At 43.3% G+C, this 24,552-nt stretch carries 24 protein-coding genes; 8 read left to right on the forward strand and 16 right to left on the reverse strand.

The window, feature by feature from the left end:
• Positions 1 to 80: 80 nt before the first annotated feature.
• The 7 genes from FS666_RS04995 to FS666_RS05025 form a co-directional block, all read right to left on the reverse strand.
• On the reverse strand, positions 81 to 506 hold the full coding sequence (locus tag FS666_RS04995; RefSeq protein WP_144460892.1) for a hypothetical protein: 426 nt from the start codon (positions 504 to 506) through the stop codon (positions 81 to 83).
• A 73-nt stretch (positions 507 to 579) separates the two neighbouring features.
• Entirely contained in the window at positions 580 to 2,499 is a 1,920-nt protein-coding gene (locus tag FS666_RS05000) for a S8 family peptidase (protein WP_144460893.1), read from the reverse strand.
• Positions 2,459 to 2,992 (reverse strand): hypothetical protein, encoded by a 534-nt coding sequence (locus FS666_RS05005; protein WP_144460894.1) that lies wholly within the window; start codon positions 2,990 to 2,992, stop codon positions 2,459 to 2,461. Before FS666_RS05005 ends, FS666_RS05000 begins: the two co-directional genes overlap by 41 nt.
• A 17-nt stretch (positions 2,993 to 3,009) precedes the next feature.
• Positions 3,010 to 4,017 (reverse strand): AAA family ATPase, encoded by a 1,008-nt coding sequence (locus FS666_RS05010; protein ID WP_144460895.1) that lies wholly within the window; start codon positions 4,015 to 4,017, stop codon positions 3,010 to 3,012.
• A 434-nt stretch (positions 4,018 to 4,451) separates the two neighbouring features.
• Entirely contained in the window at positions 4,452 to 5,834 is a 1,383-nt protein-coding gene (rlmD, locus tag FS666_RS05015) for a 23S rRNA (uracil(1939)-C(5))-methyltransferase RlmD (RefSeq protein WP_144460896.1), read from the reverse strand.
• Between the two features lie 104 nt (positions 5,835 to 5,938).
• Positions 5,939 to 7,327 carry an alanine/glycine:cation symporter family protein gene (locus FS666_RS05020; RefSeq protein ID WP_120075616.1) on the reverse strand — a complete coding sequence of 463 codons (1,389 nt, stop codon included), beginning with the start codon at positions 7,325 to 7,327 and terminating at the stop codon, positions 5,939 to 5,941.
• A gap of 356 nt (positions 7,328 to 7,683) precedes the next feature.
• The gene (locus tag FS666_RS05025) at positions 7,684 to 8,403 is read right to left on the reverse strand and encodes an NAD-dependent protein deacylase (protein WP_186306473.1); all 720 of its coding nucleotides are present in this window, start codon (positions 8,401 to 8,403) and stop codon (positions 7,684 to 7,686) included.
• 90 nt (positions 8,404 to 8,493) lie between these two features.
• Here FS666_RS05025 and FS666_RS05030 point away from each other — a divergent pair, with 90 nt between their 5' ends.
• Positions 8,494 to 9,057, forward strand: coding sequence for a Uma2 family endonuclease (locus FS666_RS05030; RefSeq protein ID WP_390614951.1), 564 nt, complete (start codon positions 8,494 to 8,496; stop codon positions 9,055 to 9,057).
• A gap of 42 nt (positions 9,058 to 9,099) precedes the next feature.
• Here the strand turns inward: FS666_RS05030 and FS666_RS05035 are convergent, their stop codons facing one another.
• Positions 9,100 to 9,591, reverse strand: coding sequence for a PCYCGC motif-containing (lipo)protein (locus FS666_RS05035; protein ID WP_144460897.1), 492 nt, complete (start codon positions 9,589 to 9,591; stop codon positions 9,100 to 9,102).
• Between the two features lie 182 nt (positions 9,592 to 9,773).
• On the opposite strand from FS666_RS05035, the gene FS666_RS05040 reads away from it, so the two are divergent.
• Both FS666_RS05040 and FS666_RS05045 read left to right on the forward strand, forming a co-directional pair.
• Entirely contained in the window at positions 9,774 to 10,067 is a 294-nt protein-coding gene (locus FS666_RS05040; protein WP_144460898.1) for a hypothetical protein, read from the forward strand.
• A gap of 27 nt (positions 10,068 to 10,094) precedes the next feature.
• Positions 10,095 to 10,589, forward strand: a complete 495-nt coding sequence (locus FS666_RS05045; protein WP_120075758.1) for a GNAT family N-acetyltransferase — start codon at positions 10,095 to 10,097, stop codon at positions 10,587 to 10,589.
• A gap of 89 nt (positions 10,590 to 10,678) precedes the next feature.
• On the opposite strand, the gene FS666_RS05050 is transcribed toward FS666_RS05045, so the two are convergent.
• From FS666_RS05050 to FS666_RS05070, 5 genes are all read right to left on the reverse strand, one after another.
• Entirely contained in the window at positions 10,679 to 11,590 is a 912-nt protein-coding gene (locus FS666_RS05050; protein WP_120075760.1) for a diacylglycerol kinase, read from the reverse strand.
• A gap of 79 nt (positions 11,591 to 11,669) precedes the next feature.
• Positions 11,670 to 12,560 (reverse strand): hypothetical protein, encoded by an 891-nt coding sequence (locus FS666_RS05055; protein WP_120075761.1) that lies wholly within the window; start codon positions 12,558 to 12,560, stop codon positions 11,670 to 11,672.
• Positions 12,557 to 13,639 (reverse strand): hypothetical protein, encoded by a 1,083-nt coding sequence (locus FS666_RS05060; protein WP_144460899.1) that lies wholly within the window; start codon positions 13,637 to 13,639, stop codon positions 12,557 to 12,559. Before FS666_RS05060 ends, FS666_RS05055 begins: the two co-directional genes overlap by 4 nt.
• Complete coding sequence (locus tag FS666_RS05065; RefSeq protein WP_120075765.1) at positions 13,632 to 14,102, reverse strand: anti-sigma factor; 471 nt, start codon at positions 14,100 to 14,102, stop codon at positions 13,632 to 13,634. Before FS666_RS05065 ends, FS666_RS05060 begins: the two co-directional genes overlap by 8 nt.
• A complete protein-coding gene (locus FS666_RS05070; protein ID WP_144460900.1) occupies positions 14,099 to 14,641 on the reverse strand; it encodes an RNA polymerase sigma factor in 543 nt (180 codons plus the stop codon). The genes FS666_RS05065 and FS666_RS05070 overlap by 4 nt, the downstream gene beginning before the upstream one ends.
• A gap of 372 nt (positions 14,642 to 15,013) precedes the next feature.
• Here FS666_RS05070 and FS666_RS05075 point away from each other — a divergent pair, with 372 nt between their 5' ends.
• Entirely contained in the window at positions 15,014 to 15,388 is a 375-nt protein-coding gene (locus FS666_RS05075; protein WP_235870419.1) for a hypothetical protein, read from the forward strand.
• Here FS666_RS05075 and FS666_RS05080 read toward each other — a convergent pair.
• Positions 15,385 to 16,674, reverse strand: coding sequence for an MFS transporter (locus FS666_RS05080; RefSeq protein ID WP_144460901.1), 1,290 nt, complete (start codon positions 16,672 to 16,674; stop codon positions 15,385 to 15,387). The genes FS666_RS05075 and FS666_RS05080 overlap by 4 nt on opposite strands.
• Before the next feature lie 66 nt (positions 16,675 to 16,740).
• On the opposite strand from FS666_RS05080, the gene FS666_RS05085 reads away from it, so the two are divergent.
• The 4 genes from FS666_RS05085 to FS666_RS05095 all read left to right on the forward strand — a co-directional run bounded on the left by FS666_RS05085 (position 16,741) and on the right by FS666_RS05095 (position 19,545).
• Positions 16,741 to 17,181, forward strand: coding sequence for a hypothetical protein (locus tag FS666_RS05085; RefSeq protein WP_144460902.1), 441 nt, complete (start codon positions 16,741 to 16,743; stop codon positions 17,179 to 17,181).
• 17 nt (positions 17,182 to 17,198) lie between these two features.
• On the forward strand, positions 17,199 to 17,357 hold the full coding sequence (locus FS666_RS19690; RefSeq protein ID WP_164876416.1) for a hypothetical protein: 159 nt from the start codon (positions 17,199 to 17,201) through the stop codon (positions 17,355 to 17,357).
• A gap of 173 nt (positions 17,358 to 17,530) precedes the next feature.
• On the forward strand, positions 17,531 to 18,217 hold the full coding sequence (locus FS666_RS05090; protein ID WP_120075774.1) for an ABC transporter ATP-binding protein: 687 nt from the start codon (positions 17,531 to 17,533) through the stop codon (positions 18,215 to 18,217).
• Entirely contained in the window at positions 18,214 to 19,545 is a 1,332-nt protein-coding gene (locus tag FS666_RS05095; protein WP_120075776.1) for an ABC transporter permease, read from the forward strand. The genes FS666_RS05090 and FS666_RS05095 overlap by 4 nt, the downstream gene beginning before the upstream one ends.
• Positions 19,546 to 19,862: 317 nt before the next feature.
• On the opposite strand, the gene FS666_RS05100 is transcribed toward FS666_RS05095, so the two are convergent.
• Positions 19,863 to 23,594: an SH3 domain-containing protein gene (locus FS666_RS05100; RefSeq protein WP_144460903.1), complete on the reverse strand. Its 3,732-nt coding sequence runs from the start codon at positions 23,592 to 23,594 to the stop codon at positions 19,863 to 19,865.
• Positions 23,595 to 23,732: 138 nt separating this feature from the next.
• Positions 23,733 to 24,530: an arylamine N-acetyltransferase gene (locus FS666_RS05105; protein WP_144460904.1), complete on the reverse strand. Its 798-nt coding sequence runs from the start codon at positions 24,528 to 24,530 to the stop codon at positions 23,733 to 23,735.
• Positions 24,531 to 24,552 lie beyond the last annotated feature (22 nt).

Raw genomic sequence — 24,552 nt, forward strand, 5'->3', positions numbered from 1 at the left:
GATTATCCTTTACTATTGGATTTGGACAGGAACCACCTGTACTTCCATTGTAAAGGATTTTTTGTTGTATGAACACTTAATTATTGAATATTAATAGTATTTTTAACCATCTGATTTAATATTAAGTTTTCATTTGATTTCGGCTTAATAGATCTCTGTTGATAAATTTCCTCTATTACTTCTTGATTTAAAGATATACCTTTACCAAGACATAGAATTCCTAAAATTATATTATTTATTTTAATCCTGTCTTCCATTAATAGCACCTTTAAATACTTAACTGGATAGTGATAGTTATATTTATCATCTTTATCCAAAAAAACTTCATACGGTTCCCCAGTAAACTTTGCCAATGCAACAATACCTACATACGTTTCGGATGTAATTAGAACAAGAAGATCCCCAAACTTATAGAATTTGTAATTACTTTTAGTAGACCAAATCCCCTGTTTAATACTTGATAACAACTGCAACTCATTATAAATATAACCAACCCGTAGCCCCATTATGGTTCCCCCAATTCACTTAGAAAAAAGGGAAAACCTTTTGTTTTCCCTTTAAGCTTTTTTCAATTCAAGGTCATCTGATTCTAATTTTTGGTTGAATCATTGTTCTAACCTTACTATATAATTGGATGTCTGCAGTATGTTCTATGGAAACAGAGACACAATATCTTTGTTCATGATTGATATCTGGAATCCACTTATTTGAGTTAATTACTACTAAGGTTATTGGTGTATTAGGTACGTTTTTCGGCTCCCTTAGATACTCCTTTATTCCCTTTTGATGACAGCCCTTCTTCCGAAGATCTGGTCCAGGTAATAGACTTATCTCATATTTATCATCTATCGCTTCTACTTGATTTTCATCTGAAATATCAATTTCAGCGTATTTATTTGCAATTATATCAGGACTTAATGAATGATATAGCTTAAATTGCATTTGATTTCCTAAATAACTGTCTCCTCGTGTCATTCTGGTTATGGGATCAAAAGTGAGAGCAACCGAAATTCTTTTATAACCTTTAGTTTCAAAGAACATTTCAGGAAGTTCTAACGAATATATATGCACTTTATTTAATCCTATAGATGCTTCATCTAATAAAACCACACGATTATCAAATGAAGAAACAGCACGTTCATAACTTGGTAAACCGTAACCCTGGATTTTAATATTAGATTTTGCTATTTCACTGTCTGATCCTTTTAATCCACTAATTTTACTTGAGTTTGTTGATTGTAGGAAAATGTTCTTTATAAAGTTTGCTGATTTATCTGGAAATTTATTAGCTATTTTCCCTATTATATTGGTTACAAGCGGTGCAGAGAAGCTTGTCCCAATATCGTAAGTAAATAGCTTTTCAACAGGATTGTTTGACAAAACGGGTAGTTTACCACCATTATTTTCGATTATCCTACCATAATTATCTCTTAGAATAAGGTTTCCACCATAGTGAACAACCTCTGGTTTAATCATATTATTTATTCCAAACCCTACTCGAGTAAATGGAGAAGGTTCATCCTCTTTTGCAATAGTTGTCCAAATATCTTTTAAGTGGGTATCCATTGACTGTTCTTGTAGACGACCTTCTGACGCTATTGATCCGACGGTAATAGACAATGCAGAAGTAGCAGGATTTATTATCCTAAATGAATTTTCAGCAACGAGGTAGTTGGGATAGTTTTCAGCTAAATCATCAATTGTCTCAAATATATCCCCTGGAGATGAATTTCCAGCTGACACCACAAATACAACATCCTTATATAATAGTGCTAATTCGTCTAATAAAGCCGCTAATGGGAATTGTCTATTGTTATTTCCTTTCAGAAATTCTGTACTATCGCCAATGGACAAATTTACAACTTTTATTTTATACATATTATTTTCCAGAAAGGTTCTTATTGCATCATTCAATTGATTTTCCAATAACTTTTCTTTATCATAAACAGCATGTACGTTTCCAGAAAAGTCCTCTTGTGCATACATAATTTTCCCTGAAAATAACCAATTGGAAGAGGTAAATTGTTTTTGTTTAACACATTGCTTAATATCACCGTAAATTGCTAAACCTGCAACAGCAGTGCCATGACCTACCTTATCCTGAAGTTCTTTCTCAGCTTCTTGAAAGTTCTCTTCATTTCCGACTGCCTTTTCTAATAGCGGATGATTTGATGTTATTCCTGAATCAATAACAAGTATCCCCGTTGCATCATCAGAAGGACCCTCAATATCTAAGTCCCCCACATCTATTCCGCTATACTCAGATAATTTAAAAGTAGGGATAAACGGCCTATCTAACCTGGCTACTTCTTTTAGTCTCACAATCTCCTTGGCTATTTCAGGCGAGACTTTAATCCTATATAAAGCAAACGAAGAAGTAACAAGCTCATCGCAAATTCTAAATTCTTCCCACTTTGGATAGGTGGCTTTTAATTCTTCTATAAATTTCTTTAACACATTATCTTCTAATTTCCATAGTTCTAAATCTAAGTAATCCACTTCCCCCCTCCTTCATCGGCGTTTGTGAAAGAAAAGGACCTATCTTTTCGTCTACTGGAATGTCTTCAATAGAATCAATCGCATTAAAAAAATCATATTTATTTCCGTCTTTAATACCTGAATACTGTTCCAATTTATCTTTGAAAATAGTAAAGTTCTCATCATTTGAAAACACAACCCAATAACCCTGCCTATTTTCAGCAACAGACAATACAGAAATTCCGCCCATAGCACCAAGGCTTTTTTCAAAATTATCAATACCGACACTTTGATTTACGTTGATTCTATATATAAGGTTAGGATTTATCTTACCATTAAATTTTTCCTTTAATTCTTGATATGATTTAGCAATATTAGTAGCTTTTTCATTTACGTCTGAGTAGTATTCTTTTTTAATTCTTCCCTTAGGAAAAGTGTAGCCTCCACCTCTGTTCGTACTTTTTCTCTTTTCAAGGCTTTCTGAATACCTTGGTAAAGATAGATGTTCATACATACGTCTTCCCCCCTATACTACCAAGTCTTTCTTAATTCCAACCGTTGCTTGTATTTTTCTAATGAGTATAAAATATCGCTTAATTCCAATGTATCTCTTCCGTTCAGAATTGCGTGTGTAATTGAATCATGACACGTTGTTTTTATGTCTGAAGGTGAAAACCCTTCCGTTTCATTTGCAATTATTTGAAGATCTATACCTTTCACTTTCTTTATAGGTTTTAAAAACAGCTCAAAAATATACTTTCTTTCAGATTCACCTGGCAATTCAAATGAAATAACTTCATCAAATCTCCGCCAAATTGCTGGATCCAAAATATGCGGATGGTTAGTAGAAGCTATTATAAGACTCTCTCCCTCAAAGTTGTCAATCATTTGAAGGAAGTTGTTTACTACTCTCTTTATTTCCCCTGTTTCGTGTTGATCATCCCTATTCTTACCGATTATATCCACTTCATCAAAAAGCACTATCCATACATCGTCTTTAATAAAATCAAATACTTTTCTTAAATTCGAAGCGGTTTCACCCAAATAAGAAGAGATTATTGCATCAAAGTTTACATAAACCATCGGTAAGTTCATCACAGAACTCAACATCTGTGCAGAATACGTTTTGCCAGTACCTGGAAGGCCACAAAATAACACTTTAGATTTTGGTGTCAGGTTGTATGTAGCTAAGACTTCCCGATTTCTAAATCCCTGAACTATTTGTTCAAGATCATATTTGGTTTTCTTTGATAAGATTAATTGATCCCAATCAAGGTAGTCATATTTTTTTATATCTAAAAGTGGAAATCCTGTATCATTGTCTCTTGGAATTGGCTTATTAGTCCTAAATTTTCTATTGGTTTGCGATTTAAAAGCTGACCCATTACTATACAGGGCTTCTTTCAATTCTTTCGCAAGAATGTTGTGTTTCTTCCTTTTTTCTAAATCAATTAGCTCTTCAGCAAGTTTATAGAACCCATCTTCATCTTTTTTAGAAAAAGCAATAAATAACTGCTTTATCAATTCATTTATCGTCATTCATTTACCTCCTTTCCCGTATATTAATGATTCTGTTCATATTCCGCACCTTGCAATCATTTCAATTATATAGCATTTGCAAATCTTTTCCTATAACTCATGTCAATTTCCTAATTTCCATTCTCTTTAATCCAATAATTCTTCAAGCATCTGTTCAATCAATTCCCTAACCTCCTTCCCCCCACCGCCAAATCCAGCATACAGTTGTACCTTATAAGGAGTAATACTCCCATCATTCAAAAATGACCGTTTTTCCGCCTCTTTTCCGCCTGTTTTTTCACCTTTTTCCGCAAGTTAAGATAGAGTTCCCCCAGAATGTTGCATAAGGGAAAGAAGAGAAAACCGAGACAAGACAAGGGATCAGACAGAAAAATACCCCCACTTCGGAAATGTTTATTTTCACGAAATCGGGGTTGGATTGAGAGATGTTTATTTTAGGGAGACAGTTTTAATCTTAACCCTGCCACACACTCCACATGCGTCGTATGCGGAAACATATCCACCGGCTGCACCTGCATGGTTTCATAGCCGCCGTCCTCCAAGATCCGCAGATCTCTCGCCAATGTTGCAGGATTGCACGAAACATAGACCAATTTCTTGGGCTTCATTTCGATGATGGTCTCCAACAGGGTTTCGTCACAGCCCTTTCTTGGAGGGTCGACAACCAAAACGTCAGCCTGCACGCCTTGCTCGTACCACTGCGGGATGACTTTTTCCGCCTCTCCCACTTCAAATTCAACGTTTGTTATGCCGTTCAGCTCAGCGTTCCGTCTGGCATCTTCGATTGCCTCCGGCACGATTTCAACGCCGTACACTTTTTTCGCCCGCTGCGCCAAGAACAGGGAGATGGTTCCAATCCCGCAATAGGCGTCGATGACAGTTTCTTCCCCGCTCAGGCCTGCGTATTCCAACGCCTTGTCGTACAGCACGTTCGTCTGGTCGGGATTTACCTGGTAGAAGGAACGGGCGGAGATTGCAAATTTCACGTCGCCGATGTAGTCATAGATGAATTCTTCGCCCCACAGCACGTTTGTTTGCTCCCCGAAAATGACATTGGTCCGCTTCGTGTTCACATTTTGTACCACCGATTTGATTCCCGGCACTTCGGCAACAATTCTTTCCACAAGCTTCCTACGGTTCGGAATATCGGGCGTGCGGGTGATCAGCACGACCATGATTTCGCCAGTCACCTTGCCGGAACGGATCATGATGTGCCGCAATGTCCCTTTGTGCGACTTCTCGTTGTATGCCCTGATTCCGAATTCCCCGCAGATCGCCTTCACTTTTTGTAAAACTTCATCGTTCTCCTCCTGCTGGATGAGGCATGCTTCCATATCAATAATTTCGTGAGAACGCTGCTTATAAAAACCGCCGACAAGCCCGCCCTCACGCTCACCGATCGGCACCTGCGCCTTATTCCGGTAATGCCACGGATTTTTCATTCCCAAAACCGGATGCACTTTTACATTTTCAAGCTTACCAATCCGCCCCAACACATCCCGTACCTGCTTTTCTTTCGCCTGCAGCTGCCCTTCATAACTGATGTGCTGCAATTGGCAGCCTCCGCACTCTGCAAAAATCGGGCAGTCCGGCTCGATTCTGAACTCGCTTTTTTCATACAACTCGACCAAGCTGCCGAAGCCATAGCCTTTGTTCAGCTTGGTCACCTTGATTTTCGCTTTTTCATCCGGTAAAACACCCGCCACAAATAACGGATAGCCATCCACTTTGGCCACGCCTTTTCCGTCATGGGTCAAGTCTTCAAAGATGACATCTATTTCATCATTTTTCTTGATTGGTACATGTTGTTTGCTCATGATTTTCTTCCTTTTCGGCTAGTATGCTGTAAAGATTGTAACATAAAAAAACCGGCATCTCTCTATTTTCATAGAAACATACCGGCTTTTACCTTAAGGCTATATCAGCCCGTCTTCGTGTTCTCCTCTTTGACATCTTTCAAATAATATTTTTCAGAGGTGAAGAATTCTTCCTTCAACTGCTTCACTTCTTTGCTTAAAAGCAACACAGCAATGACGTTTGGAATGAGGATGGCAGCAAGTGCAATATCCAGGAAACTCCAAATGACTTGGGCAGCGCCGACGGCACCCAATATAATCGCAGCCACATAGACAACTTCCATCACCCGTGCAGCCCTCAACCCGAACAGGAATTCAGCCTGCTTCGCTCCATAGAAAACCAGAACAACCATTGTCGATAACACAAAGAAAATGAGTGCGAGCGTCACAATATAACTTCCGGCTGCTCCAAAGAATTTGGTAAACGCTACGGTTGTGAGACCGGAAGGATTAGATACTGCCCCTTTTTCCAGCCAAACTCCGGATGAAAGGACAACAAAAGCAGTGGCAGTGCAAACAATCAGCGTATCTACAACAATACCGATGACCGACCAGAACCCTTGCCTGACAGGATGATCTGTAGTAGCCGGAGCATGGGCGATCGGCGTTGTGCCAAGCCCGGCTTCATTCGAATACAGGCCTCTGGCAAAGCCCCAGCGGATCGTTTGTGCTATGGCTGCGCCGGTAAAGCCTCCGACTGCGGACAGCGGCTGGAAGGCAGAGGTAAAAATCAGTTTTAACACTCCGGGCAAATGGCCGATATTCATAAAAAGAATCACTAATGCGGCTCCAACATAAAAAATGGCCATGAACGGGACCACAATCTCGGTCACACGGCCGATCCTTTTGATTCCACCGAAAACTACCAAAGAGATGATGACAGCTGCGGCAATGCCTGTATATATCGGAGGGACTTTTACAGTTTCAAAGACAGTGGAAGCAACAGAATTTCCCTGGACCATCATGCTGGGAATGAGCTCGATCATAAGAGCCACCGAAAACCAGACTCCCAGCCATTTCATTTTCAATCCTTTTGTCATATAATACATCGGCCCGCCGACATATTCCCCTTTTTCATTTTTCTCCCGATATCGAATAGCAAGTACACTTTCCGCAAACTTCAAAGACATGCCGATAAAGGCAATGACCCACATCCAGAAAACAGCCCCCGGGCCGCCGAACATGATGGCTGCCGGGACCCCTACAATATTTGCAGCCCCGATCGTACATGACAGCTCGGATGTCAGCGACTGGAATGGCGTCAGCGTTCCTTTTCCTTTCGGCTCTTTAAAGACGCTTCCCATTGTTTGTTTCAGTATGTAGATCGGGTATCTGAATTGAAAGAACTTTAATAAGACCGTCAAATACAGCCCGCTGATCAGCAACAAAGAGATGAGAGGGACTCCCCATAACCAGTCAGAAAAGGCTTCCACATTTTTAACAAAACCATCAATATTCAAGCTAATTTGCCCCTTTTTCGTCTGTTTGGGTTTATGTAATACCCTTCATAGAGAAGGTTAAACTCTCAAAGACCAATAGATAAGAAAGGCGCAAGCGCCTTGATTAGCCCCCGACAAGCACAAGACGATTCCCGAGGAGGCAGCTCTAAAGCCACCACAGCAATTTGACTTGATCCTTGCGCCGATGGCGCCTGGCAGACTTAAAGCGCCACGTCCTATGGCGCCGTCTGCACTAGGACGTCCTGTCCGTCGAAGCTAGACAAGACGCTTACTTTTCAAATGAAAATTTTAGTCAAATTATATGCTTTCCTACCTTTACAAAAAATCAGGAAGGCCGAAGCCTTCCCTCATTACTTACGGGCCGCAAACCCTTCATCCAATTCTTTTAGCAATTCGCCGATTTTACGTCCATGAATCGTTTCATCCGCATAAATATCCAGTTCTGTCGGCTCCATATTGACGATGGCGAGATATGCCCCGTGCTGTTTGGCAATCAATGGAAACTGATTGGCTGGTGTTACGGTCAGTGATGAACCCAAAACGATGAAGAGATCTGCCTTCTCACTTTCTTCCGTAGCCATTAGCAGCGCATCTTCAGGCAGCATCTCACCAAAGAGCACAACAGACGGACGCAGTTTACCTCCGCATTCGCATTGATACTGCTCATTTACATACTTGTCGTTATCATATTCTTTCCCGCAGGAGTGGCAATGGACTTTTTGCAAAGTGCCGTGAAGCTCCGCCACGTTCCTGCTCCCCGCTTCCCTATGAAAACCGTCCACATTTTGCGTGATAACGCTTTTGATGATTCCTTCTTTTTCCCATTTGGCTAAAATTTCATGGCCGGCATGCGGCTTGCAATCCTTCAGCCCAAGCACGCGGTGGCGGTAAAACTCAAAAAACTTCTCGATGTTGCGGTTCAGAGCATCCGTGCTTGCGATTCGGCTTGGATCCTCTTTTTCCCAAAGACCTTCAGAAGAACGAAAATCAGGGAGTCCGCTCTCCGTTGACATGCCGGCACCTGTCAGCACAACGGTATAATTCGATTCCTTCAATTTGTCGAGCAGCACCTGTTCCAGCACCCCTTTCTGTTCTCACTTAAGTATAGCATGGAAACCTATGGTACAATGATGGAAATAGCATTTGAGGAGGCGGTATCCTTGGAGGAGTTTTCTAAAAAGCCGGGAACGTTCGAGGAGTATCTTCAGTTGCGGGAAGAACGTGCGGAATACATGGAGTTTTCTGATGGAGCAATATTTATGGCCCCTTCTCCATCCACCATGCATCAGCGGATATCGGGCCGCTTATATGTCCAGTTCTTTAATTATATGAAAAGCAGAGATTGCGAGGTTTTCCACGCTCCTTTTGATGTAGAGCTGCAGGGAGAACGGCTAGAAGGCACGCATATCGTCATTCCAGACCTGCTGGTAATCTGTGACAAAGAAGGGTTGAAAGAAACTAAATATGTGGGAGCCCCTGAACTGATCATTGAAATTTTAAGCCCGTCCAACCAGGCGCATGACCTCGTTTTTAAAATGAACCTCTATATGCAGGCCGGTGTAAAAGAATATTGGATTGTGAACCCTATGCTTCACACCATTCAAGCGTATCAATTGGATCAAGACGGCCAATATCGGCAGAACCAGGTCCTCAAAGACAGGGGGACTATTAAATCTGCCATATTCGAAGGTGTTAACGTAGATCTCGAAGCCCTTTTCGCCTAGCTCAAATTAAGAGGCACAAGCCTCAGCCTGTGCCCTTACTCCTTAAACTTCCTCCGTCGGAGTCGGTTCCGCATATCCTTCTTTATATTTCTCATCAATCTCTTTTCTGATTTCCTTTATGGACTTGCCATTCCGGTAGTCGCTGATGGATTGAGCGGCAATTTCAAGGCAGACAATGCATTTAGTTCCATGGTCGTCCCAAACGATGCGGCCATCCTCTTTATTATCATGTATAAAACAGTCATAGTTATCCTTATGTCCTACAGATTCTCCGCAACCGCAATAACAGGGTATTTTTTCCAACAGGTCTTTATTGAGTGCAGCTGCCTGGTAAACGGTTTGCATATCCTCAGGCTTTCCTTTGAGAAATGGCGGCAACTCCTGCGGACCACCCGTCTCTTCCCGAATGTCACCATGCTGCATTTCCTGGCCCTCGCCTGCATGTTGTTCTTCTGCGTGTTCCTTCCCTGTGTTTGAACAGGCTGCAAGCACCATATTGATCATGATCAAAGCGACAATAGCCAGCTTTTTCATTCTGTATGACTTCCTCTCGTGATTATTTATACAAAAAGTGTACTTTTTTAAAACAAGAAATTCAACAATGTGGGGCCGCTCTTTCTAACAGGTCGGTGAACTTATATCCTATGTACTATTAAAAACTGCGTATATTGATCAGTTATGGTAGAATGTATTTGTCGAACGGGAGGTTTTTATGTATGCTGATCGGCATGGGGGGCATATTTGTTTCATTTATCCTAGTAGGAGTATTGGCGTTATGGGGAGTAAAATATACCAAAAAAAATATCCACGCGGACAGAAAAAAGAAATTTAAAGCAGCAAAAAACCTTCTTCTGGCGGGGATTGTGATAGCTGTCGGATATATTATTTTCGCGAAGAAATTTTCCCATAACATCGACTTCGTCATCTCCTGGATATTGCTTGCTTCAGGCTGTTTTTTTGCGTCTGGGCTGGCGTTTTTCATAGGATATTATAACGAGAAGGATCTTTAAAAATAATAGAGAAAGTAGGATTGTCTTATGGAGATCAGGCATATACGCCTGGAGGATGCGGAGCAATTTTCCAATTTGATTGCCAGTGTCGACTCCTCCAATATGATGTTATTTGAACCTGGTGAAAGAAAAACAAGTAAAGAGCAGGAAGAACAAAATATTGAGAAAATCCTTCTTCAGAGCAATTCCACAATCATTGTCGCCGAAGACAATGATCGTCTGATTGGATTTGTAGCGATATTTGGGGGGCTGTCTTCACGAACTCAGCATGCTGCGCGGATCTCTGTCGGCGTATCCGAGGAATATCGGGGCAAAGGTGTAGCAACGCGTTTATTAAAAGAAGCGTTCCGCTGGTCAAAAGAAGTGGGATTGACCCGGCTTGGGGTTACTGTAATGAAGCACAATGAAAGGGCTTTCAGCATGTATTTGAAAATGGGCTTTGAAGTGGAAGGCGAAAAAATACAATCCCTGATGATCAACGGCAAGCCTGTCGATGAATTTTATTTATATAAGATATTATAAATTTAGCGCGAACCGAATAATCGCTAGAAACGCGTATACCCGGCCTTCCATTCACCATAAAAATCAGCCGTAACTTAGGTTACGGCTGATTATACTTTATCTTCCGGTCGAATGTCGTTAATAGGAACAAACACTTCCAAATGGCGGTAAAGGTTGTAAAACTCCGCAGGAAGCAGTCCTCCGTATTCCCCGTCAATATTCAATTGAACTTTTTCCTTCGATTTGACTTTTATGTGATTCGCTTTTGAATAGATTACGTGCGGATCGTCGATATGCTCCCCTCTTAGTGCAAGTGAAGCCACACGGATGAACTCGGCCAGGTTGGTCTTTTTCAAAATTAATAACGTGAATAGCCCGTCGTTGATGGAAGCGTCCGGTGCCAGTTTTTCAAAACCTCCGACTGAGTTTGTCAGCGCAACAAGAAACAGCATGATTTCCCCTTCGAATAGTTTGCCGTCGTATTCGATGCTTACTTCCGTAGAGCGGATGGACGGCAGCATTTCGATTCCCTTTAAATAATAGGCCAGTTGTCCGAGGACCGTTTTCATTTTCGCCGGCACTTCATATGTAAGCTCGGTCAGCTTTCCGCCGCCGGCGATATTGATAAAATAATGGTCATTCATCCGCCCGATATCCATTGGTATCGTGTCCCCCGCTGTTATGACATCCACAGCGGCATCAATATCCCGCGGAATATGCAAGGCCCGGGCAAAGTCGTTCGTCGTTCCGGTAGGAATAATGCCGAGCTTCGGACGGTATTCCTGCTCCGCAAGGCCATTGACCACTTCATTTATCGTTCCGTCGCCGCCTGAACAAATGACGACATCATATTTTCTCTCCACAGCTGTACGGGCGGCAGCTGTCGCATCACCGGCACCCGTCGTAGCATGGCATGATGCTTCATATCCGGCTTGTTCCAGCTTCTGTAAAACATCAGCGATACGCCGTTTGAAAATTTCACGGCCAGCTGTCGGGTTATAGATAATACGTGCTCTTTTCAATTCACATCATCCTTCGAACTTAAATGCGAAGCGTTTATTTTGATGCTTCCATTAAGTAATCATACCTTTTTATCAGCTTTTAGTCTACTTCTACCATATTGGCATGATTGACTGTAATAGTATTTGTTCCTTTTCCGAAGGAGATGTGCCCGGATTTTAAGCCTTCTTCATTTACATCTTTGATACCTTTCCATGCACCTTCCAGGTCATGTACATTATTCGCTTCAACTTTTATATTGCTCTTTTCGTCCGTCTCGATTTTCACCCAGCCTGGTGTGTCGATCGCCCAGTTACTTTTCAACCCTCTGGGTGCAACAGCAAGGTTCCCGTCACTCCCTTTCAGTTCAAGCTTCTTGCCGGCCGGTATAAGCAAAGTGGCGTCTGCATCATGATAACTATTGATAAACCTCTGACGGGGTAATTCCTTCAGTTTAATAAAAAGCGTATCGCCTTTTTTCTCTGCCAAGATATAATCAGACACATTTTCTATCAAGTTCTTATCATTGATTGTTTCTGCTTCATACGTTCCAAATAATGAGACGGCCTTCGCATCCGTACTTTCAATTGTTAAAGGAAAAGTTCCCGAATCAACCACAATCCGGTCAACCCCACTTAACGCAGTTTCTTCGTATGCCGGAAGATCGGCTGTCCGGGCTTCAGCTTTTACCACGTTACCAGCCAGCTCCAGAAGGCCGCTCGCACTCAACATCGCCATCACCAACCCGCATGTTCCAAGGACAGCTATGAAAATAATGCTGATAAAATCGTATTGTATTGTGGCCTTCTCCTGTTTGTGGCGGGCCAAATACACAATGATCTCAACACCAAGCACAATGAATATGAACGGCCACCAGGAAAGGAGAGCGAGTGCCGGATCGCCCCATTTGAATACCTGCGATAAAAGCAAGAAGACGCCGAGCAGCAAAAGGGACGCCCCCATTGAAAAAGAACCGACTCTCCATGTCCTCATTTTGTTTCACCTTCCCTGTTATAGTTTGTTTTTTTACCAGACAAAAGCTTGATGCCTCCGCCGATTAGGATCAGGCAGATAATGGCGGGCTGGACATATGACTGAATCCAGAAAAATAGATTGATGCCATATTTTTCGGACAGGATCGGATCTGCCATCGGAATGATGATATTCGTTCCGATATAATACAAACCCAATACGATCAGCCCGATGCCAAGCCATTTTTGATGGTTGATTAAATAAGACACAATCGGTTCATCCTCCACTTCCCCGCTCTCGTATTGCGAGGCTTTTTGAAGTCCGTCAAAAAAGCTGTAAAACCAGATGATCGGGACGATGAAGAGGAAAATCCCCAGCCGCAGAACATCAAGTATATAGATGGAAAAAAGGAACGCTGCCATTAACTGGATGCCGCGTCTTTGAAGCCCAAGGTACAGATGGCCAGCACCTGGTACGATTGATAGCAATGTCGCAATCGCTTTGCTCTTTCGGCCATCCGGTCTTTTCTTTTCAAGCTCTTCCAGAACTGATCGGTCTTCTAACTTTTCCCCTTTTGATTTTCGATCCAGCAGCTGCATGACATCGAAAAATCCGTAGATCCAAATGATTGGCAATGAAGCCATGAAGATAAGAAACTCGGAGCGCCCCGTCATCATGGTAACGAAAAGGATCATCACACCCAGGCCCAAAAACACCGCAAGCAATGTAATTCCTCTATAGACAAGCCCCAATTGGAAATGGCCCAGCCCTGGAATGAAAGATAGAACGATCGTGAAAAAGCGCTCGGAGTCAGGATTTTTTTCAATTGTTGCTCCTTCGTCCATTTGCCCAGTACGGTTATACAGTTTGGAAGCTGTTACCGTCGTATCAATAAAGTTGACAATATACATGAGCAGACCGCCCAGAGCGAAGACCATCAACACGTCAGAACCGGTGATAATAACGGCTGCCACCGCTAAAGCCGGTATTCCGAAAACTACAGCTGTATAAAAAAGCCCGCGCAAGACCATTCCGAGGTACATCAAACCCCCGCCGGGAAAAAATGCGAGCAGAAAAGCGATGATCGGGTTTTTATTCATGTTTGTTTCCCTCCCTGAGATTGTCCTCAATTTTTTCCGTAATTGAATCTGTTTTATTTAACCATCCGCTTATGACTGAATGGTCTTGTTTATAAGCCGCATTTTCGAAAGAACTGACGGTTGTCGTCAACTGTGAGAAGATGCCTGTTGACATAAGAACGAGTGTCATTGCTGCAGCTGCAGTGTAATGGACCAAAGTCTGCTTGCGTATGTTCTTCTTCGGCTTCATTTTGGCAGGCGGTTGTTTTTCTTGGGTGCTGCCAATTCCCTTCATAATGGAGTCTGTGAAGCCAGATGGGTCGGATAACACCGGCATCTGCGATTCCGCTTCTTCCACAGCTTGCAAATAAAGCTCCAAGCAGTGATCACAGCTGTAAAGATGGTTTTCAAAATGCATGCGAGTTTTTTCATCAAGAGAGTCTGTCGCATATAACATCCATTTTTCGTATTCGATATGGTTCATGAAAAGTCATCCTCCTTCCAGTGCTTCTTCATCCATTGTCTGGCCCGGTACAGCCTCACTTCGATCGTTTTTACTTTGAGATCCAGCTCCTGTGCCAACTCCTCGTAGGTTCGCTCCTTTATGTAAAAACCTTCAACGACCCCTCTGTAGTTTTCCGGAAGCTCATCAAGCCGCTTCCTTAGAATATTTTGACGCTCCCTTTTCAAAACGAGGAATTCGACACTTTCACCGGGCGGCGCGTGGCTTGCCTCTTCATACTCAACATTCATTTCTTCCTGCCGTCTCATCTTTTTTCTTTTTATATCAATGGCATGATTAACCGCAATTCTTGTGATCCATGTTTTAAAACCTTGCTTCTCATATTGGGGGAGAGAAGTATAGATTTTCATGAACACTTCCTGTGCTGCGTCTTCCGCATCTTTTTCATTGCGCAAAACGCCATACACTGCGTGAAGAATATAATTTCGGTATTTTTCCACAAGCAATCGGAATGCGTGGTCATTGCCGCTCTTGATTTTTTCAATGAGCACATCATCCAAAACTTCTCTCCCCCCTTTCAACCGTCACCCGTATAGACGGCGGCCGGTGGTATGATCACTACACTTTTTTTAAAAAAATTTTTGGGACGTTAAATTCTGCGTTAGGTTCGTGCAATTATCTTGGGAATCGTGCAATTCCTAGCCATGTTCGTGCAATTATCCATAGACATCGTGCAATTAACCTTGAACACCGTCCCAATCCTTAATCTAAATCGCTCAACTCGAAAAATTCCAAATCAAGTCTATTCATTTGAACTCAATCATTCTATTTTACCATTTAAGGAAACTTTTCATTGTACAAATCGTATAGAGAGGTACAGAGGTGATGCAATAATGTTTAGTCGTCTTTTTAAAAATAAAAGGAAGCTGTCTATGATTACCTTGGACAATATCGAAAGAATAATGGTTCAGTATGGATTCGATGAAGGGTTAATAAAGGAAATCATTGAGGTTTTTCAAAAAAGAATGAAAGAAGATGGTGAGAAGGCGTTTCAAGTCTGGTTCAACAACTTGAATTATAGTCCCCCGGAAGAGTTTCAGAATGAGAGTGTGGCATCCGCAATATATGAGCGGTACAGTCAATGGTTTGATCAGGAGGTTTCCAGGCTTGAAAAAGAGACCGGCTTATCTTGGCAGGAACAATCTGAAGACATTGCTTCTTTAAGTGAAAAAGCCAGAAAGTCCCAATTGGTCCTCAGACATCGCCTGACTGACATCAATTGGGACTTAATGGATTTGAAAAATTAAGCCGCTTTTCCGGATTCTCTTTTACCTCGTACCCATATGACGACCGGGATCAAGAGCAGGGAAAGAAGCCCTCCGGCAAGTGACAGCGCGGCATAGCTGAAGTGGGCTGCGACCATGCCGGATAATGCACCTCCTGATGCTCCCGCAAGGGCAATCAAAACGTCGACAGCTCCTTGCGTCTTTGCCCTTGTTGACAAGGTTGTTGCATCAACTATGAGAGCTGTCCCGCTGATCAAGCCGAAATTCCAACCGAGTCCCAGCAAAGCGAGTGCAATGATAAGCATCGGCATCGATTCACCAGAAGTCAATCCGGACAGTAGCCCGGCAGCCAGTAAAGTGGCTCCTGCCGCTCCGGCCATGGTTGTTCGGCCTATTTTATCTACGAGGATGCCCGTCGCAAGTGACGGCAGGTACATGGCGCCGATATGGATTCCTATCACAAGCCCGACTTCTCTTAATCCGTGCCCGTGGTGTTCCATATGTACCGGCGTCATCGTCATGATAGCGACCATGATAATTTGGGTAAGGACCATCACCGTGGCTCCAACGACGATTCCCCGCCTGTTTGATAAGCCGGCTATTCCATCTGATACCTTCATTGCTTCTTGGTCTTCAGCATCCGCTAACGCTTTCGCTACTACTAAAGGAACAGGACGAAGCATAGTAATCAAAACAAGCCCGGCAAGCAGGTACGCTGCAGCAGCCAATATGAAAGGCCCTGCCAACGGAGGTATGCCGACTCCTTCCGCAAACCTGCCCATCACGTCTACAAGATTTGGACCCGCCACCGCACCAAAGGTGGTAGAAACCATGGCGATACTGACAGCTGTAGCCCTTTGGGTGCCATTGGCCATATCCGTCCCTGCATAGCGCGCCTGAAGATTGGTGGCCGTGCCTGCTCCGTAGATAAACAATGAAATAAAAAGCAGGAAAACATTATTCATAACCGCGGCAGCCACTACTCCGATTGCACCGATACCTCCCGCTATGAATCCTGCTCCCAGCCCGAAACGCCGGCTGAATCTCTGGGAGAGCCGTCCCACAATCAGGGCTGCCGCTGCAGAGCCTAGTGTAAACAACGCGACAGGAACTCCTGCAAAACTGTCTGTCCCCAACATATCGCGTGCAAGCAGCGCCCCCACCGTTATACCGGCAGCAAGCCCGGCACCGCCAAAAATCTGGGAAAGGACAACAACCAGGAGGGTGCGCTTATAAAGCTCCTGCTGCTTGGACGGGGACTTCATGTACTTTTGCAGCCAAGCTGGCTGTTCATTTCTTTCAGACATTCAACTACCGCCTTTCAGGGTTTATTATATCAATTGTATAAGTTTAATAGGAAAGGAGGGATTTTTGTGGATTATTATTACGTCTCCCTTGTCCTTCAAATCTTGCTGTTTCTTTATTTCGAAGTGACAACTTTGGTCCCCCTTTTTCCCTGGAATGATCTGTCCAAATACTCACGGAAGGAAAAATTCACGGAAGCTATCGCCAATGGTTTGGTTATCCTTCTTTGTATCGGACTGTTTGCAACAAAAATCAAATGGCTCATGGCTGTTTCGGTTATGTTTTACCTTGTCTTCCTTGTGATGCAAATTCTCACCTGGTGGATGCCCTATCTTACCGGGATTCATTTAAAGCAGTTTCCCCGGTCCCTATACGAGTCCCATTTCAAAAATACAATCAAATGGCTGCCGCCTGTGAAAGGCCATATCATTCCCGACGCCCAGCATAATGTACTTCAGCTCATATCTATACTTACTCTGATTGCGAGCTCTATTGCACTGATTATGTAAAAAAGGAGTTGCTGCAAATGAACATAAAAAATCATCTAATCGGCTTTTCTTTAGGCTATTTCGTATGCATGCTGATCATCTACCTAGTCACAGACTATTTTTCCTGGAGTTTCGCGCTTGGATCATTGGCAGGCATCGGTCTGTTTGCAGTATTAATGAAATTCTTGAAAAAATAAATGTGCGGCTGTTCCACATACAGGAATAGCCGTTTATTTTTCCGCTTTCAAATTTCTCCCTCCATCATTGTTCTTCTCCATTTTGTTCAAAAAACCTTTAAATCTATTTGTAGTGTTTTCCGCGTTTGCCTCGTCTAATAGGTTAGAGTCATTATTTAAAGGTGGGATAAATCGTGATTGTTGTTAAAAATGTAAGCCATGCTTTTGAGGTTGGAAAGAGGGGACAAAAGCATAAAATACCTGTGCTCGAGGATGTTTCCCTTACTGTCAATGAAGGTGAAATTGTAACCATAGTCGGGCGAAGCGGTTCAGGAAAGTCGACTCTATTGAACATTATCAGCGGATTTCTCAAACCAACGCAAGGGGAAGTATGGATTGCCGGAGAAAAAGTCAGTGATCTGAATGAAGCGAAATTTGCAGATTTCCGCCTGGAACATCTTGGATTTATCTTTCAAAACTTCCAATTGATCCCCAGCATGACGGCCTTCCAAAACGTGGAACTGCCGCTCGTTTTAAAAGGAATAAACGAGCGGGAACGTAAACTAAAGACGGATGAAACATTACAAAGGGTGGGTTTGCTGGAATATAAAAACCACTATCCGAATGAGCTGTCAGGCGGACAGCAGCAGCGCGTCAGCATTGCGAGGGCCCTTGCAGTCAATCCCCCTCTCATTCTTGCGGATGAACCGACCGGCAGCCTCGACAGCGAAACAGAGGACCAGCTTCTTCAGTTCATCAAGGAACTGAACAAAGAGGGCATCACTTTTTTAATTATTACGCATGATGACAAGGTTGCAGAAATCGGGCACCGGGCGATTGAAATTGCCGACGGAAAAATATTGGAGGCGGTGTTGGCATGACGCTGAAAGATCAAATCAAGTTTGTCAGACAAAATATGAAAAAGAACAAATCCCGGGTTTTCATGACGATGCTGGCAACAGCCATTGGTTGTGCATTCTTGATTGTGCTTGCATCCGTCGGATTCGGCCTTCACAAATCAATCATTCAGGATTTGATGGAAGACCGGCTTGTAACAGAAATAGAAGTTCATGCCCAAATGGATGATAAAGAAAACTACAAAGCAATCAATGACCGGCATATCGAATATTTTGAAGCATTGGATGATGTCAAGGCGGTCACACGAAGGCAGATGCTTCAGCAGACGCCTGTGTATGAAATTGGAAAATACAACATCCAAGCTAATACCCTTGTCACTTTTTTCCCTGAAGAAGTGAAAGCGGGATTCGAATTATCAGAAGGCCGCCTGCCGGATAAAGCCAATGAGATTGTTGTCGGTTATTCTTTCCCGGAAGAGTTGGCATATGAAGTGGAAGATGGCGTCAACCCGTATAACGAAGACGGAACTGTTAAAGAGGAATATGCCTTTAAAGGAAGCTTAATCGGAAAAACTGTGCAGATGGAAGTGAAGGACAGGAAGGACTCCACTACAGCGATTCCTCTTACCATTGTGGGGATTGCCAAAAAACCTGCAAAAGATTGGATGACTAATTCTGATGTATTTATTTCAGAATCAGTTTTAAAAGATGTAGAAGCTTTTACAGGGACCCGTGGAGGTTCTGTAGAAGTTGAAGAGGAAGAGATGAAAGATGGAGAAGAGAAAACATACGACCAGGTGAAAATTTACGCCGATAATGTTCAAGCTGTAGAAGGCATCGTAGAAAAGCTGGATGCGGACAAATACGAAACGTATTCCATCGTCAGTGAGATGAAACAAGTGAATATGATCTTTACAATCATGAAAATCGGATTGATATTGGTTGGTACAATCGCACTTATTATTGCTTCAATCGGTATTTATAATACGATGACGATGGCTGTGACGGAACGTGCACCTGATATTGGCATCATGAAAGCAATCGGCGCAAACCCCGGCACCATCAAAAAGATCTTTCTGTTGGAAAGCAGCTGTATTGGATTGATCGGTGCTTTGGCCGGAACGGCGGCAGCCTATGGAGTCAGCCTTGCTGTCAATTTCTCATTGCCGCTAGTCGTTGAAAATATTTTTAACGAAGCACCGCCTGAGAATTTACTATTTTCATATATTCCATGGACCCTTTCATTGATCAGCATTGCCATCTGCCTGATCGTCACAGTGTTTTCCGGATGGAGGCCGGCACAGCGGGCAACAAGGATTGATGTCCTGCAGGCGATGCGGAGGGAAATATAAGCGAAAGACGAAGAAATTCAGTAAAATGACCAAAAGCGAAAGCGCCTTGATTAGCGCGGGCAAACAAGACGATTCCCGAGGGGGCAGTTCGCAAGCGAACAGGGAATCGGCTTGATCCTTGCGGGGCTAGGCACTGGCCGCCTTAAAGCGCCACGTCCTGTGGCGCCGGCGGCACTAGGACCTCCTGTCCGTCGGAGCTGGACGTAGCACAAAAAGATATTGAGTTTATTAACAACTTAAGCGCTTTATAATTTCCTACACCAGAACGAAGCACTCTCCGCAAAAAGCGGGAGTGCTTCGATATATCGAACATGAGGTTACAATTTTCTATAGACCGGAATGTCGTAGACTAGAGTATACGAATTGACCAACATATATAAATTGTGGATTTGCGTAATTTGTTTTACCGCCCATCCGATATCCGTTGCATACTGGTGGGTGGCCTTTCCTGTATTGCTTGCAGCTTGCGGATTCCATCTCATTTTATATAATGTGTTCTGGCCGGCGCTGATATAGTTCTTACCAATAAATTGAGCTCCGCCAATGATGGCAGCCTCAGGAGTGAACCAGCCTGCGTTGTAGGCAAACTGGGCGCCGCTTTGAACGGCTGAACCGTCGTAAGCTCCGATGCCGTACATATTGTAAACTGTTTTGCCGTTCACTTTTACACCTCTGGCCAATTGGGAAGTCCCATTACCTGTCTCAAGCAAAGCATGGGAGATCAGGTACATCTCGTTGACACCATGAATTTTCCCCGCTTCTATAAATGAAGCTGCTTTTCCGCTTAAAATGCCTTTTCCGGAAAGTATTTTCTCATTTATTTCAGCTGCCTGGGCGTTCGCTGTTTTTGATAGATTGATAAACTGAAGCGATTTTACAGGATCATTAATAAAGTTATTTGGATCAAGATAATATTTTACATCCTCCGGCTTTGCTGTTACCCATCCGGTTTTATACTGGACTTGGTACCAAGTGTATCCATCTTTGTCTTTTTTGGAAGATAAAATGTTCAAAGTGCTTCCTGCGCTTACTTTACCGAGGGAGCTAAAATTGGTTCCGGCTCCGCTTCGGACATTCCAGGTGCCGCTTAAAACCGTTCCTGACTTAGCATTGGAATTTAACTTTAAAGCATCTTCCCTTATATAAGTGGCATATTGCTTATCCGTCTGAGGATTGGCAGCCATTTGGATTTTGACCATTTCATCCAAAGTAAGATTGTAATTGGAGTATTCGTTCGTTTTTGAGCCATTTTCTCCTTTTTCAGATCCATTGGAACCCGAAGACAGATATGTGGTACTTACATACCCGGTTTTTCCGTTCGCCGTAACCTTTGCCCAGCCTCCCGATTCGGAATGATAGGTGACTGCGGTGCCGTTCGCAAGTTTGGCAATAATGGCTGCTGTTGCTGAAGGGCCGGACCGCATATTTAAATTCGAACCAGGGTTGACAGCCACATATTTGATTTGATTCGTCTGATCCTTTGCCTCCTCGCTTGGCTTGGATTCAGGTTTTGTATCCGAAAGGAACTTGGACTGGATATACCCGTCGGAATCATAGGCTTTCACTTTAGCCCAGCCTTTTTCCTCCGAATATACTTGAACAGGCACTCCCGCCCCAATCTTAATGATAATGGAAGCATTTGTTGATGCGCTCTTATACATGCTTACACCGGATACGGAAGATGTATTGATATATTTAGTTTTCGGTTTGGCAGTTTCGGTTTTTCCGTTTGTTTCGGATAAAAATTCACTGCTTACATAACCCGTTTTTCCATTTACTGATACCTTTGCCCAACCATTTGCTTCAGATTCAACTTTAACCGCTGTTCCGCGTGTCAGCCGATCAACTATACTTGCACTTGTAGAAGCCTTGCTACGCAAATAAAGAGTCGACCCAGCGTTTACATTCACATATTTGGTTGTTGTTTTAACAGGATTCTTAACTGGAGAACCCGCAGAGGGTGCCTTTGCAGACAAATACTCACTGCTTACGTAACCTGTTTTGCCATTCACCGTAATCTTTGCCCAGCCGCCGGATTCTGATTGGACGGACACTTTGGAACCGGAGGACAATTTAGCAATGACGCTCCCGCTTGTAGACGCTTTGCTTCTCACGTTTAACGACGAACCGGGATTTACGCTCACATATTTTGTAACGGTTTTGGTTGATGTTGGCGGTACTTTATTGCCTGCAGGTTTGTTAGCCGGTGCACCTGTTGCTAAATACGCGGTGCTTACATAACCCGTTTTTCCATTAACGGTCACCTTTGCCCAGCCGCCGGATTCTGATTGTACAGACACTTTTGAACCGGAGGACAATTTGGCAATGACGCTTCCGCTCGTGGACGCTTTGCTTCTCACATTTAATGACGAACCGGGATTTACGTTCACATATTTTGTAACGGTTTTGGTTGATGTTGGCGGCACTTTATTGCCTGCAGGTTTGTTAGCCGGTGTACTCATTGCTAAATATGCGGTGCTTACATAACCCGTTTTTCCATTAACGGTTACCTTCGCCCAGCCGCCGGATTCCGATTGGACAGACACTTTGGAACCGGAGGTCAATTTAGCAATGACGCTTCCGCTCGTGGACGCTTTGCTTCTCACATTTAACGACGAACCGGGATTTACGTTCACATATTTTGTAACGGTTTTTGTTGATGTTGACGGTACTTTATTGGCCGCAGGTTTGTTGGCCGGTGCACTCGATCCTAAATATGCAGTGCTTACATACCCTGTCTTTCCGCTGACGGTTATCTTTGCCCAGCCGCCGGATTCCGATTGGACAGACACTTTGGAGCCGGAGGACAATTTGGCAATGACGCTTCCGCTCGTGGACGCTTTGCTTCTCACATTTAACGACGAACCGGGATTTACGTTCACATATTTTGTAACGGTTTTTGTTGATGTTGGCGGTACTTTATTGGCTGAAGGTTTGTTGGCCGATGTACTCGTTGCTAAGTACGCAGTGCTTACATAACCCGTTTTGCCATTAACGGTCACCTTTGCCCAGCCGCCGGATTCTGATTGGACAGATACCTTTGATCCGGAGGACAATTTAGCAATGACGCTCCCGCTTGTAGACGCTTTGCTTCTCACATTTAACGACGAACCGGGATTTACGTTCACATACTTTGTAACGGTTTTTGTTGATGTTGGCGGTACTTTATTGGCTGAAGGTTTGTTAGCCGGTGCACCCATTGCTAAATATGCAGTGCTTACATACCCTGTCTTTCCGCTGACGGTTATCTTTGCCCAGCCGCCGGATTCCGATTGGACAGACACTTTGGAACCGGAGGCCAATTTGGCAATGACGCTTCCGCTTGTAGACGCTTTGCTTCTCACGTTTAACGACGAACCGGGATTTACGTTCACATACTTTGTAACGGTTTTTGTTGATGCAGTCGAAGCTTGCTTTGCTGCAGGCTTGGCAGGCGCCAGCGTCGATGCTTGTTTAATATTGGCTTTTGGCTGGCTCACTGGAACGCTTGTGGACAAATATTGTGTGCTTACATAGCCTGTCTTTCCATTGACAGCTATTTTGGCCCAACCGCCTGCTTCCGATTGAACAGATACTTTCGTCCCACGAGTCAATTTGCCAATTACACTTCCGCTTGTTGAAGCGCTGTTTCGCATGTTCAGCGACGAGCCTGAATTTACATTTATGTATTTTGTAACTGCTTTGGCTGGTGCAGGTGCAACTTCCTGCTTAGCAACTTCCTGCTTAGCAACTGGTTGGCTTGCCGGGGCGCCTGACGACAAAAATTGTGCACTGACATATCCTGTCTTCCCATTGACTGTCACTTTTGCCCAGCCACCCGATTCTGACTGAACAGATACTTTCGTCCCACTTGGCAATTTGGCGATCACGCTGCTGCTCGATGAAGCGCTGCTCCGGACATTAAGAGCTGAACCTTGATTCACTGAAACATACTTTGTTTCAGCTTGGGCTTTTATCGCAGGAGGTTCGGCGGCTTGAACAGCCTCTTCAAAAGCTACCGTCGACAATGCTGCAAAACATAGGCCAGGAATGACGATCTTCTTTTTCAAATTCTCACTTCCTTTATGTCGAATTTAATATACTCTTATCCTATCATATTTCGACTTTACTGGAAAAAATATGAATTTTTTAGTTAGTTTTTCTGTAACTATATATATTTATCGGTAATTTCATCAAAAAATGAAGGTTTAAAACAAATTCACGCCCCTATTTTTTAAAAACGTCAATACTGGTTCCATTGAATTTTTATCAATTTGATAGACTTCATGGATGAGGTTGATCCATTTTTCCTGTTCATTGATCTGCAGTTCGCTTATATTGCGGTATGTCATCACTTTCATCGTCCGATTTCTAAGGAAAAAACATTGATGCCCGTTAAAACGAACCGCTGTAATTCTCCTCATCGTGATATTTTCATCGCGATCTGCATAAGACTCGCCAATGTCATTCAATATATGCTCCTCTGAAAGAGGCGCCCATTTGATCAGCTTTTTTACAAAAGATTTGCCGTTGGAACGCCGGTCAATTTCATATTCTCCGTTTTTTATTTTTGTAAAAATAATTTCTTCCCCGAAACCGTGCAGAACATGGCGGGGCTTTGCCTCCAGCTCTACCGGCTTCATAATGGGAGAACCGTAGCCGACGTCCACATATAAGCGCTTGCCGTTGATTTCAACCATTATTGCCAAATGTGATGGCTGCACCCTGACCAAGGAACAATCAAAACCGAGATCGGAAAGCAGTCGTGCAAAGTTCATATTCAGGGTAAAACAGGTACCGCCCCACCCTCTATCAGTTAAATTTTTTACAAAATCGGGCAGTGAAGGAACCAGCTCCGGTCCATTTAAAAAATAATGAAATTTGCTGAAAGTTTCATAGGGTACAAGCGAAAGATGATGCTGAATCAGCCTTTGTAAGTAATTGATGCTCGGTAGTTCCTTTTCCAATCGTAAATGCTGCAAATATTGACAAACAGCTGCTTCCATATCTTGGCACCTCCCTGATCCC

Source organism: Siminovitchia fortis (assembly GCF_007681465.1).
GTDB lineage: Bacteria > Bacillota > Bacilli > Bacillales > Bacillaceae_C > Siminovitchia > Siminovitchia fortis.